This is a genomic window from Streptomyces sp. NPDC047525 (genome assembly GCF_040643025.1).
Classification (GTDB): Bacteria; Actinomycetota; Actinomycetes; order Streptomycetales; family Streptomycetaceae; genus Streptomyces; species Streptomyces durmitorensis.
Genome location: NZ_JBEYTL010000014.1, coordinates 134,793 through 149,721, shown reverse-complemented (window position 1 = coordinate 149,721; position 14,929 = coordinate 134,793). Strand labels below are relative to the sequence as shown.

13 protein-coding genes are annotated in these 14,929 nt (G+C 70.5%); 8 read left to right on the top strand and 5 right to left on the bottom strand.

Going from position 1 to position 14,929, the window contains the following annotated elements; translation table 11 throughout:
• Positions 1-109 precede the first annotated feature (109 nt).
• From ABZ833_RS33165 to ABZ833_RS33150, 4 genes are all read left to right on the top strand, one after another.
• Positions 110-1,093, top strand: coding sequence for a helix-turn-helix transcriptional regulator (locus ABZ833_RS33165; protein ID WP_361054475.1), 984 nt, complete (start codon positions 110-112; stop codon positions 1,091-1,093).
• A gap of 69 nt (positions 1,094-1,162) precedes the next feature.
• On the top strand, positions 1,163-1,645 hold the full coding sequence (locus ABZ833_RS33160; RefSeq protein ID WP_249586990.1) for a DUF456 domain-containing protein: 483 nt from the start codon (positions 1,163-1,165) through the stop codon (positions 1,643-1,645).
• A 169-nt stretch (positions 1,646-1,814) separates the two neighbouring features.
• The gene (locus ABZ833_RS33155) at positions 1,815-4,160 is read left to right on the top strand and encodes a Tat pathway signal sequence domain protein (RefSeq protein WP_361054471.1); all 2,346 of its coding nucleotides are present in this window, start codon (positions 1,815-1,817) and stop codon (positions 4,158-4,160) included.
• A gap of 9 nt (positions 4,161-4,169) precedes the next feature.
• Entirely contained in the window at positions 4,170-4,538 is a 369-nt protein-coding gene (locus ABZ833_RS33150) for a PPOX class F420-dependent oxidoreductase (protein WP_361054468.1), read from the top strand.
• A gap of 245 nt (positions 4,539-4,783) precedes the next feature.
• On the opposite strand, the gene ABZ833_RS33145 is transcribed toward ABZ833_RS33150, so the two are convergent.
• From ABZ833_RS33145 to ABZ833_RS33135, 3 genes are all read right to left on the bottom strand, one after another.
• Positions 4,784-6,145, bottom strand: coding sequence for an AlkA N-terminal domain-containing protein (locus tag ABZ833_RS33145; RefSeq protein ID WP_361054635.1), 1,362 nt, complete (start codon positions 6,143-6,145; stop codon positions 4,784-4,786).
• Between the two features lie 98 nt (positions 6,146-6,243).
• Entirely contained in the window at positions 6,244-7,374 is a 1,131-nt protein-coding gene (gene rsgA / locus ABZ833_RS33140) for a ribosome small subunit-dependent GTPase A (RefSeq protein WP_361054465.1), read from the bottom strand.
• 218 nt (positions 7,375-7,592) lie between these two features.
• The gene (locus tag ABZ833_RS33135; RefSeq protein WP_361054461.1) at positions 7,593-9,239 is read right to left on the bottom strand and encodes an NAD(P)/FAD-dependent oxidoreductase; all 1,647 of its coding nucleotides are present in this window, start codon (positions 9,237-9,239) and stop codon (positions 7,593-7,595) included.
• Between the two features lie 70 nt (positions 9,240-9,309).
• On the opposite strand from ABZ833_RS33135, the gene ABZ833_RS33130 reads away from it, so the two are divergent.
• The gene (locus ABZ833_RS33130) at positions 9,310-10,335 is read left to right on the top strand and encodes an AraC family transcriptional regulator (RefSeq protein WP_361054458.1); all 1,026 of its coding nucleotides are present in this window, start codon (positions 9,310-9,312) and stop codon (positions 10,333-10,335) included.
• Here the strand turns inward: ABZ833_RS33130 and ABZ833_RS33125 are convergent.
• Complete coding sequence (locus ABZ833_RS33125) at positions 10,305-11,147, bottom strand: dienelactone hydrolase family protein (RefSeq protein WP_361054455.1); 843 nt, start codon at positions 11,145-11,147, stop codon at positions 10,305-10,307. The genes ABZ833_RS33130 and ABZ833_RS33125 overlap by 31 nt on opposite strands.
• Positions 11,148-11,321: 174 nt before the next feature.
• Here ABZ833_RS33125 and ABZ833_RS33120 point away from each other — a divergent pair, with 174 nt between their 5' ends.
• The 3 genes from ABZ833_RS33120 to ABZ833_RS33110 all read left to right on the top strand — a co-directional run bounded on the left by ABZ833_RS33120 (position 11,322) and on the right by ABZ833_RS33110 (position 14,537).
• Complete coding sequence (locus tag ABZ833_RS33120) at positions 11,322-11,891, top strand: hypothetical protein (protein ID WP_361054453.1); 570 nt, start codon at positions 11,322-11,324, stop codon at positions 11,889-11,891.
• 131 nt (positions 11,892-12,022) lie between these two features.
• Positions 12,023-12,793 (top strand): serine protease, encoded by a 771-nt coding sequence (locus ABZ833_RS33115; RefSeq protein WP_361054451.1) that lies wholly within the window; start codon positions 12,023-12,025, stop codon positions 12,791-12,793.
• Positions 12,794-12,836: 43 nt separating this feature from the next.
• A complete protein-coding gene (locus ABZ833_RS33110; protein WP_361054449.1) occupies positions 12,837-14,537 on the top strand; it encodes a hypothetical protein in 1,701 nt (566 codons plus the stop codon).
• Here the strand turns inward: ABZ833_RS33110 and ABZ833_RS33105 are convergent.
• Positions 14,509-14,919 carry an NUDIX domain-containing protein gene (locus tag ABZ833_RS33105; RefSeq protein WP_361054447.1) on the bottom strand — a complete coding sequence of 137 codons (411 nt, stop codon included), beginning with the start codon at positions 14,917-14,919 and terminating at the stop codon, positions 14,509-14,511. The genes ABZ833_RS33110 and ABZ833_RS33105 overlap by 29 nt on opposite strands.
• Positions 14,920-14,929: the final 10 nt, after the last annotated feature.

The window sequence follows — 14,929 nt, the reverse complement described above, 5'->3', positions numbered from 1 at the left end:
TTGGCAGAGAGGCGGGAGGTGCGGGGATGATGTCCCGGGGCGGGTTTACGCCGTGGCTTCTTTCCGCCAGGGCGCCGTCGGAACGGATCCTGGGGAGGGACGTCGCCGCATGCTGGCTTCGATAGGCCTGGACGAGACGCACGAATCGGCGTACCGCGCCCTGGTGGCGGTGGGCGCCGCCGACGTGCCCGATCTCGCGCGGCGGCTCTCGCTGGGCGAACCGGACACCGTGCGCGCGCTGCGCCATCTGGAGCTGCACGGCCTCGCGGCCCAGGCGTCGGGCAAGGCGGGGCGGTGGGTGGCGGCCCCGCCGGGTGTCGCGCTCGGTGCGCTCCTGACCCAGCAGCGGCACGAACTGGAGAAGGCGGAGCTGGCGGCGAAGCTGCTCGCCGAGGAGTACCGCGCGCAGGCCGCCGAGCCCGCGGTGCACGACCTGGTCGAGGTGGTCACCGGCGCGGGCGCGGTCTCACAGCGGTTCCTCCAGCTCCAGCTGGGGGCGAGCGACGAGGTGTGCGCCCTGGTGACCGGCAACCCCGTGGCGATCACCGGCATGGAGAACGACGCGGAGGCGCAGGCAGCGGGCCGCGGCGTCACCTACCGCGTGGTGGTGGAGCGCTCCGTGCTCGCGCTCCCCACCGGCCTCATCGAACTGTCGACGGCGATCGGCCGCGACGAACAGGTGCGGGTCGTGGACCGCGTCCCGACGAAGCTGGTGATCGCCGACGGCTCGCTCGCGATGGTGCCGCTCACCTCGCGCACGGCGGAGCCCGCCGCGCTCGTGGTGCACGCGAGCGGCCTGCTCGAATCCCTGACGGGGCTCTTCGAGGCGGTGTGGCGCGACGCGCTGCCGCTGCGGCTCGGCGAGGACGGCCGCTCGGTCACCGAGGACGCCCCCGACGGCCCTGACGGCGCGGACCTGGAGATCCTTTCGCTGCTGCTCGCGGGCCTGACGGACGCGAGCGTCGCCAAACAGCTCGACCTGGGGCTTCGGACGGTGCAGCGCCGGGTCAAACGCCTGATGGAGCTGACGGGCGTGACGACGCGCCTCCAGCTGGGCTGGCACGCGTACGAGCGGGGCTGGGTGGCGCGCTAGGTCCCGTCCCGAGGCCTGCGGGGACTTGCGCGACCTGCGGGTTTGCCGCGTTTCCTGCACGCTTGGCAGATGGGAGCGTGGGAACTCCTGCTGGTCGCGGTGGTGCTGCTGCTCGGGATCGGCGGGGTGCTTGTGCCCGGCGTGCCGGGGCCGTGGCTGGTGTGGGCCGCGGTTCTGTGGTGGGCGCTGCAGGATCCCGAGCCGGTCGCCTGGTGGGTCCTGGTGGGCGCGTCCGTCGTACTTCTCGTGGCGCAGGGCATCCGATGGCTGCTGCCGCCCCGGCGCTTCCGGGAGAGCGGTGCCACGCGCCGGACGGCCGTGTACGCGGGGGCCGGGGCGCTCGTCGGGTTCTGCGTGGTGCCGGTGATCGGGTCGATCCCGGGGTTCATCGGAGGGATCTACCTGGGCGAACGGCTGCGGCTCGGCAGGCACGGGGAGGCGGTGACGGCGACGCGGACGGCCATGCGGGCGGGCGGCTGGAGCGTGCTGACCGAGCTGTTCGCGTGCCTGCTGATCGCGGGGGCGTGGCTGGGGGCCGTGATCTGGGGCTGAGCGGGCCGAGCCGACCGAGCCCCCGGCTGGACCATCCGTGGCGCTACGCATACACAGCACGCGTTCACATACACATACTCCCATCGGATCTCTCCCGACTCATTGACTGGACGCCGCACCCTCTCTAGCTTTCAGGCGAGGTAAAGCTCCGATGACTCCGGGAGAAGCGATGCCAAGCCCGTCCAGACGAACCGTGCTCGCCACCACCGGAACCGCGGTCGGCGGCGCACTCCTGTCCGGCGGCCTGCCCGCCCAGGCCACCGCCGCGACCCGGGAGGCGACGGAGGCGACGGAGGCGAGCGCGCCGGGCGACCCCTGGCGCACCGTCCTCGACGACGCCGATCTGGTCTGGCAGGAGCTGCCGAAGACCTGGTACGAGGGCCCTTACCTCGGCAACGGCTTCCTCGGCTCGGGGATCTACGCCGAGCCGAGCGCGCAGCCGGACGGCACGACCACGGCACTGCGCTTCAACGTCCAGCACTCCGAGGTGCAGGACCACCGCCCCGAGTTCGGCTCCCTCTTCGGCCTCGCCCGCCTGCCGATCGGCCACTTCACCCTCGAGCCCGTCGGGAAGATCACCGGCATCGACTGGCGCCTGCGGCTGCGCGACGCCGAGCTGACCGGCACCCTCACCACGGACAAGGGCACCTTGAACCTCCGCGCGCAGGTGCACAACGCGCGCTCCGTCCTGGCCGTCGAGGTCACCCCGAGCGCGGGCGAGCGCGGCTTCCGCTGGGTGTTCCACCCGGCGGAGGCGATCAGCCCTCGCGCCGCTTTCAAGCCGCTGCCGGAGGGGTACGGGGGCAACCCGCCCGCCGAGGTGAAGGAGCACGACGGCGTCACGGCCGCCGTGCAGCCGCTGCTCGCGGGCGGGCAGCACGTCACCGCGTGGCGGGAGCGGACGCGGGGCGGGGCCAGGACGCTGTACGTGAACGTGGCGCACTCGCATCCGGGCACCACGGCCCGCGACCGTGCGATGCGCGCGGTGCGGGGCGCGGCGGGACTCTCGTACGACGGGCTCGCGGCGTCGCACCGGGCCTGGTGGCACGCGTACTACCGCAAGAGCTTCCTGTCGCTGCCCGACGCCCGGATGCAGCGCTTCTACTGGATCCAGCTCTACAAGACGGCGGCCGCCGCCCGCCGGGACGCCCCGGTGATGGCGACCTGCGGCCCGTGGCTGGAGCCGACGCCGTGGCCCAACACCTGGTGGAACCTGAACGTGCAGCTGGAGTACTGGCTGATCCACGGCTCCAACCACCTCGAACTGGACGCGGTCACCCGCGCGTTGAGCGAATTCCGGTCCAACCTCACCAAGGAGATGGCAGCCCCTTACCGCGCCGACTCGCTCGGCATCCCCCGCACCACGGACCCGTCGCTCGTCAACGGCGCATCGGTGACGGACGGCGGCTACGGGGTCGGCATCCCCGGCCAGGACCCGCCGACCCCCGAGGTCGGCAACCTCACCTGGGCGCTGCACAACGTCTGGCTGAGCTACCGGCACACGATGGACGAGTCGATCCTGCGCGACGTCCTCTTCCCGCTGCTGCGGAAGGCGATCAATTACTACCTGCACTTCCTGGAGCCGGGCACGGACGGCAAGTTGCACCTACCGGCGACCTACTCGCCCGAGTACGGCGGCAACTCACGGGACTGCAACTACGACTTGATGCTGGTGAAGTGGGGTTGCAGAACGCTGCTGGAGATTTCTGAACTCCTGGGTGTGGACGACACGTTGGCGCCGCGCTGGAGGGAGGTCGGCAGCAGACTGGCCGCGTACCCGACCGACCCGAACGGCTACATGATCGGTGCGGACATCCCCTTCGCGAAGTCGCACCGTCACTACTCCCACATGCTCGCGGTGTACCCGCTGTACGAGGTGACGGGCCGCACGGCGGACGAACGCGCCCTGATCGAGCGATCGTTGGCGCACTGGGTCGGCTTCGAGGGAGCCCTTCAGGGCTACACGTTCACGGGCGCCGCGTCGATGTCGGCGCTGCTCGGCAAGGGAGAGGACGCGCTGAAGTACCTGGGCGAGCTGATGACGCGGTTCATCCAGCCCAACACCATGTACAAGGAGTCGGGACCGGTCATCGAGACCCCGCTCTCCGCCGCGCAGTCCCTGCACGACATGGTCTGCCAGTCCTGGGGCGATGCCATCCGCGTCTTCCCCGCACTGCCGTCGGCGTGGGCGGACCTCACGGTGCACAACTTCCGTACGCAGGGGGCGTTTCTGCTCAGCGCGGTGCGGGAGGGCGGGACGACCCGGTGGGTGCGGCTCGTGAGCGAGGCGGGGGCGCCGTGCGTGGTGCGGCACGGGATCGCGGGGGCGATCGAGGTGCGGGACGAGCGGGGGCGCCAGTTGTCGTACGAGGATGTGGGCGGGGGCGCCGTCAAGATCCCCCTCAGGCGGGGCGGCTCGGCGCTGATCACCGCGAAGGGTGACCGCCCGGATCTGCGGATCGCGCCGGTCGAACCGAACGAGGCGGCGCCGCGATGGGGGCTGCCTGCGGCTTAGGCTCGCGTCATGACCGAATTCAGCGAGGCCGAGCGGGCGTACCTCAAGTCCCAGCGTCTGGGGCGGATGGCGAGCGTCGACGCGACGGGGCAGCCGCAGGCGAATCCTGTCGGGTTCTTCCCGCAGGACGACGGGACGATCCTGATCGGGGGGTACGCCTTGGGGACCACCAAGAAGTGGCGCAATCTTCAGGGGAATCCGAAGGTGTCGCTGGTCGTGGACGACATGGTGAGTGAGCGGCCGTGGAAGGTGCGGGGGGTCGACATCCGGGGCGATGCGGAACTCCTCACGGGACCGCATGACTTGGGGCCTCACTTCAGTGAGGAGCTGATCCGGATTCATCCTCGGCGGATCCATAGCTGGGGGCTGGAGCAGTAAGTAGTCCCCAACCCCGCCCCTTCCCGGCTGCATCAATTGGCGGCTCCGCCGCGGGCCGCTGGCGCGGGGGCCTTGGTCGCCGTCATCACCGGCTTCGCCGAGTTCGTCCTCAAACGCCGGACGGGCTAGATGTGTCAGCCTCTCCGGCGTTTGAGGAGCGGGGGTCTGGGGGCGGAGCCCCCTGCGCGGCGGAGCCGCCAATAGATGCAGCCGGGAAGGGGCGGGTTGGGGAAAAGAAAAGGCGGCTACCCCGCACCGCCCGCGGTCAGCAGATGCCTCACCCCGTACGACCGCCAAGGCCGCCACGCATCAGGCACCGCCTCACCCGGCAACCCGACATCAGGGTCCCCGAGAGCCCGCATCCGAATCGAAGCCACAGTCCCCGCACCCACCCCCTCCAAGGCCACGAGGCCCGCCTCCGCATCCTCCCGATCCGCCCCCGCATCAAGCCGCACCCGCCCATCGGCAAGCGCAGCAGCCAGTTCCCCCAAGGGGCCCGGCTCCCCGGCCAGCGCTCCCGGCTCGGGGAAGACGTGGGTGAGGGATCCGCACGGCGCGTCCAACGCCTTCCCGTACCGCTCCACGAGCCGCGCGGCCTCCTCGCGCCCCACGAGCGCCCGCACCGCGAACTCCTCGGGATCCGCCGCCCCCGGCGAGCGGAGGCCGGGCCGCGCCGCGACCAGCGGAGCGAGCCGCGCGTCGGCGCCAAGCCGCTCGTCCACGGCGTACGGATCCGCGTCCAGGTCGAACAGCCGCCGCAGGCGCTGCACGGCGGTCGTGAGGTCCCGCAGATCGGTCAGGTGGAGGCGGGCATCCAGCCACCCCCCGACCCCGTGATCGCTCTCCTCGACGGCCACGATCCCCGTGCCGTACGGCAGCCGCAACGTACGCCGGTAGGTGCGCCCGCCCCGCTCCCCGGAGACCTGCTCCACCCCGTCGACGGCCTCATCGGAGAGCAGGTCGAAGACGGCACCCGCCTCATAGGCCCCCCGGTAGGCGAGCCGCAGCGGAACCCCGGCGGACGGGGTGGCCCGCCCCGCGCCCCCGCCACGCGGCGCGGCGGCCCGCAGCGCGGTGGGCGTCAGGGCGTACACCGCCCGGATGGTGTCGTTGAACTGCCGCACGCTGGCGAACCCCGCAGCGAACGCGATCTCCGTGATCGGCAGTCCCGTGGTCTGGAGCAACACCCGCGCGGTGTGCGCCCGTTGGGCCCTTGCGAGGGCGACGGGCCCCGCCCCCAGCTCGGCGGTGAGCTGCCGCTGCACCTGCCGGGAGCTGTAGCCGAGCCGCACGGCGAGACCGGGGACGCCCTCACGGTCGACGACGCCGTCACCGATCATGCGCATGGCGCGGCCTACGACGTCCGCGCGTACGTTCCACTCCGCGGACCCCGGCACCGCGTCCGGGCGGCAGCGTCGGCAGGCCCGGAATCCGGAGCCCTGGGCGGCTGCCGCGGTGGTGTAGTAGCGGACGTTCTTGCGCTTGGGGGTGACGGCGGGGCAGCTTGGCCGGCAGTAGATCCCTGTGGTCTCGACGGCGAAGAAGAACTCCCCGTCGAAGCGCGCGTCGCGGCTGCGAACCGCCTCGTACCTGGTCTCTTCATCGATCACGTCTTCCAGTGTGCGGCTTCGCCGGCGCTTCGGCTGGCGGAAATCGGACACCACGTTGCGGGGGCGCCCGAGCACCCCCGCAACGCTGCCGCTCTCTAGCGGATCCGGCCCCGCTTGGCCTCCATGGCCGCCTTGCCCTCCGCGCCCCGCAGCTTCCACATGCGTCGCATGTCCGCCCGGAGCTTCGCGTCCGTCTTGGCGACGATGCGCTGGTTCTCGCGGATCAGCTTGCGGTAGCTGTCGAGGCGGCGGCCTTGGAGTGTGCCGTCCTCCACAGCCGCGAGTACCGCACAGCCAGGCTCGGCGGTGTGGGCGCAGTCGTGGAAGCGGCAGTCGGCCGCGAGCTCCTCGATCTCGGAGAAGACCTGGCCGACACCGTTCCCGGCGTCGAAGAGGCCGACGCCCCGCAGGCCCGGCGTGTCGATGAGGACGCCTCCCGCGGGGAGCACGAGGAGGTTGCGGGTCGTCGTGGTGTGGCGGCCCTTGCCGTCCACGTCACGGGCGGCGTTGACCTGCATGACGTCCTCGCCGACCAGCGCGTTGGCCAGGGTCGACTTGCCCGCTCCGGACTGGCCGAGCAGGACGGACGTACCGCCGGAGACGACGGCGCACAGGATGTCGACACCTTCCCCGGTGGTGGCGCTGACCGGGAGCACCTGGACACCGGGGGCCGACGTCTCCACGTCCTCGACGAGGTAGGACAGGCCGGTGGCGTCCGGGACCAGGTCGGCCTTGGTGAGGACGACAAGCGGCTGGGCCCCGGACTCCCAGGCCAGGGCGAGGAACCGTTCGATCCTGCCGAGGTCGAGCTCGACGGCGAGCGAGACCGCGATGATCGCGTGGTCGACGTTGGCCGCGAGGATCTGTCCCTCGGACCGCTTGGAGGAGGTGGAGCGCACGAAGGCGGTGCGGCGCGGCAGCAGTGTCCTGACGTACCGCGGGTCACCGCCCTCGGGGTCGACGGCGACCCAGTCCCCCGTGCACACGACCTTCATCGGGTCGCGGGGCACGACGAACTCGGTGTCGGCGCGCACCGTGCCGACCGGGGTGACGATGTCGCACTGGCCACGGTCGACGCGCAGGACGCGGCCGGGCAGCAGACCCTGTGCCGCGTACGGGGTGAAGTCGGCCTCCCAGTCCTCGTCCCAGCCGTAAGGCGCGAGAGCGTGCGACGAAGAGGAAGAGGAAGACGGAGAAGAAGGCTGCGGAGATGCAGAGGAAGACAAGGGGTGACCCTTCACAGGGGTGGCCCCGGCGCACGCGCACTGTGGCGCGTGGAAAAGAGGAAGGTCAGCCGGTGACCACGGAGGTGGAATGAACGGACTTCTCGATGCGGGCAGCGCCCATCTCAACGACAGCCATCGGTCACACCTCCTGGATCGCACTCAACCGGCACCGGCGGCCGAGCGGCCACCGGCGAACAGAAGGAACCCTAGCTTCGGGCTCAGGCGGAGCGCCACCTCTTTTCCGGCCCGGCGGCGACGGGCTGCCCGGACGCGGTGGGCTGCTCTGCCGCGGCCGACTTCTCGGACGCGGCGCGGGCCCCTCGCACGGCGGAGAGCGGTGTGGGCGCGAGCGTCTTGCGCAGGTTGGTGCGCATCGTCGACGCGGCATCGAGCACGTAGTTCTGCCGGACCTTCCAGGGGCCGCGGTCGCCCTGCCGGGGGAAGGCGTCGATGGAGCGCTGAACGTATCCGGAGGCCAGGTCGAGCAGCGGGCGTTCGTTGAGCGTGCTCGTCGGCCTCGGTTCCACGGCCGCGTAGTCGTGCTCGCGCATGTGGTTGAGCACCTTGCACACCAGACGGGACGTGAGGTCGGCGCGCAGCGTCCAGGACGCGTTGGTGTAGCCGATGCAGACCGCGAAGTTCGGTACGCCCGTCATCATCGCGCCGCGCCACACGAACTGCCGGTTCAGCTCGACGGGTTGACCGTCGACACGCGGCTCGATGCCTCCGAAGGCCAGGAGTTGGAGTCCGGTGGCGGTCACGACCACGTCGGCCTCCAGGACGCGGCCGGACTTCAGCCGGATGCCCTCGGGGACGAAGCGGTCGACGTGGTCGGTGACGATCTCGGCTTCGCCCGTCTTCAGGACCTCGAACAGGTCGGCGTCGGGCACCGCGCACAGCCGCTGGTCCCACGGGTCGTACGACGGCGTGAGGTGGTCGGCGACGAGCCGGTCGTCCTTGACGATGCGCTTGTTGAGCCCGGTGAGCAGCTTCCGCGCGGCCTTCGGGCTGCGCCGGCAGAACTGGTAGAGGCCGATGGCGAAGAGGATGTTCTTCGTCCGTACGACCCGGTGGGCCGCGTTCGCGGGCAGTACGGCGCGGATGCCGTCGGCCAGCCTGTCCCGCGAGGGCAGCGAGCCGATCCAGGTCGGGCTGCGCTGCAACATGGTGACGTGCGCGGCGCTCCGCGCCATCGCGGGCACCAGCGTGACGGCGGTGGCGCCGCTGCCGATGACGACCACGCGCTTGCCGGTGTGGTCCAGGTCCTCGGGCCAGAACTGCGGGTGCACGACCGTGCCGGTGAAGGAGTCGGCGCCGGCGAACTCGGGGGCGTGTCCCTGGTCGTAGTCGTAGTAGCCCGCGCAGGAGTACAGGAAGTCGCAGGTGACGGTGGTCAGGGTGCGGCCGCCGTCCTCATCGGTGCGCTCCAGCGTCACCGTCCAACGGGCCGTCGCCGTGGACCAGTCGGCTCCGACGACCTTGGTCCCGTAGCGGATCCGGCGGTCGATGCCGAACTGGGCGGCGGTCTCCTTGATGTAGTCGAGGATGGACCGGCCGTCGGCGAGCACCTTCGACTCGCGCCAGGGCTTGAAGGCATAGCCGAGCGTGAACATGTCGGAGTCCGAGCGCACACCCGGGTAGCGGAACAGGTCCCACGTCCCGCCCATGGACTGCCGCGCCTCGATGATCGCGTACGAACGCTCGGGGCACTCGGTCTGCAGCCGGTAGGCGGCGCCGACGCCGGACAGACCGGCGCCCACGATCACGACGTCGATGTGCTCGGCCGGGGTGCCGGTACCTGCGGTGCCGTCGGTGCCGTCGGTGTCTGCAGTGCCGTCGGTGCTGGAGTCTGCGGTGTGCGTCATGCTTCTCAGTGTCCGGAAGCACACCCCGCAGGAATTGACCCGGGACGACAGATCTTTGACCCTGGACGACATGTCCGTGATCAGATCGGCGGGTCTTCGCGGGTTCCGCGCCACGGTGGCGGAGCTCGGCGGTGACGCCGAGGCCTATGCCCGGCAGGCGGGCTGCCCCGCGGCCGCACTCGACGGGGACGACCTCCTGGTGCCCGAGGAGGCGATGGCCACGGTACTCGAGCTGGCCGCCGATGATCTCGGCTGCCCGGATCTCGGTCTTCGTATCGCGGCCCGGCAGGACCTGGGCATGCTCGGCGCCCTGGCGCTCGCCATCCAGAACTCCGCCACGCTCGGGGACGCCCTGGAGTGCACCACCCGCTACCTCTTCGTCCACGCGCGCTCGCTGAGCCTCAGCCTGGAGCCCGACCCCTACGGCACGCCGGGGGTCGCCGCCCTGCGCTACGGCGTGCGCGAAGGGGTCGAGGCACCGCCCCAGGGCATCGACCTCTCCCTGGGGTTCATGCACCGGGCCATCGTCTATCTGGTCGGCCCCTACGGCCTGGGCTCGGTCGAGCTCCCGCATCCGCTGCTCGCCCCGCTGTCGGTGTACGAGGACTTCTTCGGCGTACCCGTGAAGGCGGACCGCCCCGCGGCCCTGCTGCGTGTCCCGCTCAGCCTGGCCGACCGGCCGCTCGGCGGCGGCAACGCGCATCTGCGCCGCCTCGCGCTCGCCTACCTCGACGAGCAACTGCCCAGTGAGCGCACGGACATCGTCAGCGGTGTCCGCGCCGTCGTGGGGCGGTCGCTCGGCACGTCGCCGCCCGAGATCGGGACCGTCGCCCGGCTCCTGAACGTCCACGCGCGGACGCTCCAGCGCCGCCTGCGCGCAGCCGGGACGACCTTCGCCGAGATCATCGACGAGGAGCGGCGCAGCGCGGCCCGCCGCTATCTCACCGGGACCGACCTGCCCCTGGGCCAGGTCGCCCTGCTGCTCGGCCTCTCCGAGCAGTCGGCCCTGAACCGCTGCTGCCGACGCTGGTGGGGCACGACACCGCGGGCGGTGCGGGCGGGCGGCTACGGGGCGGCCGGGCCGCCGGTCTCCTGAAGCAGTCGCGTACGGAAGAGGTCGAGCACCTCGTCAAGGGCGGCCCGCGTCGGCTGTCCGGGTTCGTCGATGAGGTGCTCGGTCAGGACGGAGTGGGGCGCCAGGACGCCCTCGGGGTTCGCGTCGCTGTCGTCCAGTTCGACGGCGGTGAACGCATCGCCGAGTTCGCGGCGCAGGAAGGCGAACCGGTCGTCGGGAACGAGCCGGTCACTCTTGAAGCGCGTCCCCAGGACCCGCAGTCCGTCCCGCTCGCAACGGCCCTTCACCACGGCGAGTTCGTCGTCCGAGATGTCGATGGTGCACGCGCGGCGGCCGTTGACGGGCAGCGGGAGCGAGGGCTGGGAGAGCACGGGGGCGAGCAGCCGGTCGTCGGTGGCCATCGCCAGGGCGAAGCCACCGGTGAAGCACATGCCGACGGCGCCGACCCCGGGGCCGCCGCACCGCTTGTGCTCGTGCGCGGCCAGGGCCCGCAGCCAGGTCACCACGCGCGAGCTGCGACCGGTGGCGAATGCGGTGAACTCCCGGCTCACACACACCTTCAGCATGGTCGACGCGATGTAGAGATTCGACTTCAGCACCCCGTGGGCCTTGGGGTTGGCGTCGCGCCCCGGCGTGCCGAAGAGGACGGGGAGCACGGCCGTGCATCCGATGGCGGCCACCTTCTCGGCGAAGGCAAGGACCTTGGGCGTGATCCCGGGGACCTCCGCCATCACGATGACGGCAGGCCCTTCCCCGCGCCGCAGGACCTTGCGAGTGGTGCCCTCGTGCGTGAACAGGCTCCGCGTGAATCCCGTCAGGTCGTGGTCAGCCACGGATCAACGTCCTCCAACTCGACTTCTGCCTCCCGGAGTTGCCGCGTACGACCCTCGCGGCCGAGGCTTGCTGGACGGAACGTACAACAAGGGCGCCATGCGGGCCCACCCCGCAGCAGGAAATCCAGCCGCAACCGTGCGGCGCCGTCACGGCCGACCCCTCATGCTTGCGGGGTGGGACTCAATCCGGCCGAAGCGGCGATCACCGGCATGACCCTGGGCGCCATCGCCTCCTTCTCCGGGGCCTGGCTCACCCAGCACGCGACGGACAGGCGCGAGCGCGAGAACCGCGTGTGGTCGCGGTGCATGGACGTCTATGAAGAAGCCATGGTCGCCGTCCACCGCGTCGGCGACCTGCGCGCGCAGTTGTCGAGCACGGGAGAGTGGCCGGACGACACCGGCGCCGCGGTGAGCGACGTGCATGTGCTCGCCGCCCGGCTGGAGATCTACGCCACGGATCGGGTGCGCGAAGCGCACTGGACGGCGTTCCAGGCGATGCGTGCCTGGATCAACGCGTGGCACGACTGGGACAACCAGGAGGGGACCAATCCCCGGGTGAGCCAGACGGACCCGCTGTGGGCGGAGTTCACCAAGCTCGTCGAGGAATCGGAGGATTCCGACCACCAGCTCCTGGGCATCCTGCGCGATGAGGTGCACGGAAAGAGGAAACCAAGAAGATCGTGGTGGAAGTGGCGCCCTTTCCGGCGTGCGGATCCGGATGGATCTCCTCAACTCGGGGCCTGAGAACGTTTCTTGTGCGGTTGCTCCCGCCCTGGAACCGTTCGTGGCTACCATTGCATATTCACAGCGCAAGAGCAGCAGCCGACTGCACGGGGCAGTTGCTCGCTCCTGGGATCGGACGGGGGGACGAACCCATGTCGCATCACGAGCCGCACCAGAAGCACTTGATCCAGGTATTCCGGAACAACGATCACATCGGTTCCGGCGTGCGCCTCACCAGGTATTTCGCCCTGACTGCCGCACACTGCCTGGGAGATGACAGAGAGAATCGCATGCGCCCGGTCCTCCTCCGCCTTCCGGACGGCAGGCACCTGGACGGCGAGGTGCAGCAATTCGATCTCCTCGCCGACATGGCCCTCTTGAAGATCGTGTTCCAGAAAGGCGAAAGGGTGCCCCTTCCCGGCATCCACTTCGATGTCGCGCGCGAAGGCGAATCGTGGACGGCGGTCCACCCCCGGCCGGACGACGGCATGCTGCGCGGAACCGTGAGCGACGTATCGGTCATCTATCAGAGCACGGGCGAGCAGGCCGTCAACTGCCACCGGCTGCGGCACGACGGTGCGCACGACGACGTACGGAAGTTCGCCGGCAGCCCCGTCGGCCGGGGTGAGCCCGACCCCGACCGGCCTTCGGTCGTGCTCGGGCTCCTCGTCGCACGGCCTGCCACCACGGACGCGCCTCAGGACACGCTGTTCGCCGGCACGATCGACGAGGCGGTGCGGCGATTCGACACCTTCAAGTTCCGCCCCGCACCACAACAGGCACTGTCCGGCTCCGAACGCATCTACGAGGTGCGCCAGGACCACGAGGCGGAAGCACTGGCCCGCAAGGACCGCACGGTGCCCGCCGGCCTGGCCGCCGTGACCAGCTATGTGAACCTGCGCTGGCACCGGCCCCGGCCGTGAAGAGCATGCCGCCCACCACGGCGGCCCGTCTCCCGGAGGGGACATGACCAAGATCGCGAACGTCAGCGAGGGGCTGGCGGCAGCGGAGGACGCCCTGGATGCGGACGGTACGGCCCGGTCCGACCTCAAGGAATCACTCGCGGGCTATGTGGAGCGCCTCACCAGCCCCGAAGCGCCCTACGCGCTCCTTCGGCCCCACGCCCGCCAGCACATCAATCTCGCGCAGCTCCTCCTAGCGCTCGACATGAGGGAACGCTCGCACGCCCTGGCCGCCGTGACCCTGCGCCACATGGAGCTTGCCGAGGCGGACCAGGAGCTGTTCGCGGCCGACACCTGGAACGAACTCGGTTCGCTGCTCGCGGAGCACGACGATCTCGACCGGGCCCGCATGGTCCTGAACTACGCCCTCAACCGCGCACAGCGCGCGGCGGCCCCCGAACTCGCCAGGATCCTCGCCAACTTGAGCGCCGTGAGCCTGCGGGCCGGGCATCTGGAGGACGCCAGGGTCTGGGCGCAGAAGGCGGTCACCGTACTGGGCAAGTACTACGGCGGCGACCCGGAGGCGCGGCTGACCGCCGACTGGGTGCGGGTCGAAGTGGCCTCGATCCGCCGGGACACCGCCGAACTCACCCGCACCCTCGGCGACTTCGCCTCCTCGGTCGACTGGTACACGAGCTTCACGGACGACGACGACCCGAAGGCCGTCGCGGCCCGTTCGGCGCTGGCCCAGGCGAGGTTCCAGGCGGCCAAGGCGGTGCAGGACGAGGAGCGGATCGAGGCGGAACTCGCCGAGCTCGAGATCTCTCATCTCCGCGCCGCCGCGCTCCTCGGGGCCGATCACCAGGAGACGCTGGTCGCCCAGGCGGCGCTCGCCACGGCCGAGTTCGACGCGGCCGACGGCACCGCGTTCTGTGCGTCACGCAGGCAGCAGGCCGTGTCCCTGCTCGACTCGGCGGCCGTCACGGCCGCCAGGACCCTGGGCCGTGACCACTCCCAGACGCTCGCGCTGCGCGCGGCGCTCGCGGACATGCGCGATGCCACCACGCCGTCGGACGAACTCCCCTATCTCATCGAGCATGTCTACACACCCCAGGAGAACAGCGCCCGCAACAAGGCCAAGGGCCAGGCCCTTCGGCAGGAGCGCAATGTGATCAGGCTGGTCGCGCACGCGGGTGCGTCCTTCTTCCTGAAGGACCTGAAACTCTTCCATCCGCAGGTCATCCACGCCCTGAATCAGGGCAGTTACTTCTACGTCATCATCAGCAGCCCTTGGAACAACCTCGCCATTTTCACCAAACACGACGCGACGGCGGAGCGCCCCAACTCCCACAACATCGTGGACATCATCGCGGCGAGCGACTACTACTCAAAGACTTTTCTCCATGTCATAGACGCCTACCGCACGCTCCGGGAGACGTATCACGACCGGATCGAGTTGCGCCTCACGCACATCGACATCCCCGGGTCGACCCTGCTCACCACGGACCGCGGATTCTTCGAGCCTTACATCACCTCCAATCCGGAGCGCAGGACCCGGCGCAAACTCAATGTGCTTGAGGTGGAGTTCCACAAGGACAGCAGGTATTACTCCGACAGCCGGGCCGAGTTCGACATCCAGTGGGAACTGGCCAGCACCCTGGACCAGTTCGAGGCGAGCGAGGAACAGCACAAGACCGCGTTGCGGGACGCCGTGCGCGCGCAGTCGGACGACCGGTTCAAGGCAGATGCAGAGCACCGTCCCTGATGCTGCGCAGCACCCCCGCCGAGCCTACGAACAGCGGGTCCGGCAACTCGTCCAGGTGCCAGAACTCCCAGCGCAGGCACCGCTCGGGCTCAAGGACCCGGGGTTCACCGGCGAAGTCCAGGATCTCCACGCCGACCTGCATGTGGTGATTGGCCGCCGGGTCGGGGTCGGTGACGCACACGACGCGCGTGCCGATCGCGCGCAGGCCCGTCTCCTCCTCCAGCTCGCGGCAGGCGGCGCCGGCGAGGGACTCCCCCACTTCGAGATGGCCGCCGGGCAGTCCCCAGGTGCCGTCGCCGAAGGTGTTGGCCCGCAGGCCGAGCAGGACGCGGCCGCCCGCTCGGACGATCGCCTGGACCCCTACGCGTACCTGTGTCGTCATCGCGGACTCC

Excerpts from the sequence above, each read along its gene's own strand:
- ABZ833_RS33160 (WP_249586990.1), top strand. The coding sequence starts at position 1,163 with ATGGGAGCGTGGGAACTCCTGCTGGTCGCGGTGGTGCTGCTGCTCGGG.
- ABZ833_RS33165 (WP_361054475.1), top strand. The coding sequence starts at position 110 with ATGCTGGCTTCGATAGGCCTGGACGAGACGCACGAATCGGCGTACCGC.
- ABZ833_RS33150 (WP_361054468.1), top strand. The coding sequence starts at position 4,170 with ATGACCGAATTCAGCGAGGCCGAGCGGGCGTACCTCAAGTCCCAGCGT.
- ABZ833_RS33110 (WP_361054449.1), top strand. The coding sequence starts at position 12,837 with ATGACCAAGATCGCGAACGTCAGCGAGGGGCTGGCGGCAGCGGAGGAC.
- ABZ833_RS33155 (WP_361054471.1), top strand. The coding sequence starts at position 1,815 with ATGCCAAGCCCGTCCAGACGAACCGTGCTCGCCACCACCGGAACCGCG.
- ABZ833_RS33115 (WP_361054451.1), top strand. The coding sequence starts at position 12,023 with ATGTCGCATCACGAGCCGCACCAGAAGCACTTGATCCAGGTATTCCGG.
- ABZ833_RS33105 (WP_361054447.1), bottom strand. The coding sequence starts at position 14,919 with ATGACGACACAGGTACGCGTAGGGGTCCAGGCGATCGTCCGAGCGGGC.
- ABZ833_RS33135 (WP_361054461.1), bottom strand. The coding sequence starts at position 9,239 with ATGACGCACACCGCAGACTCCAGCACCGACGGCACTGCAGACACCGAC.
- ABZ833_RS33130 (WP_361054458.1), top strand. The coding sequence starts at position 9,310 with ATGTCCGTGATCAGATCGGCGGGTCTTCGCGGGTTCCGCGCCACGGTG.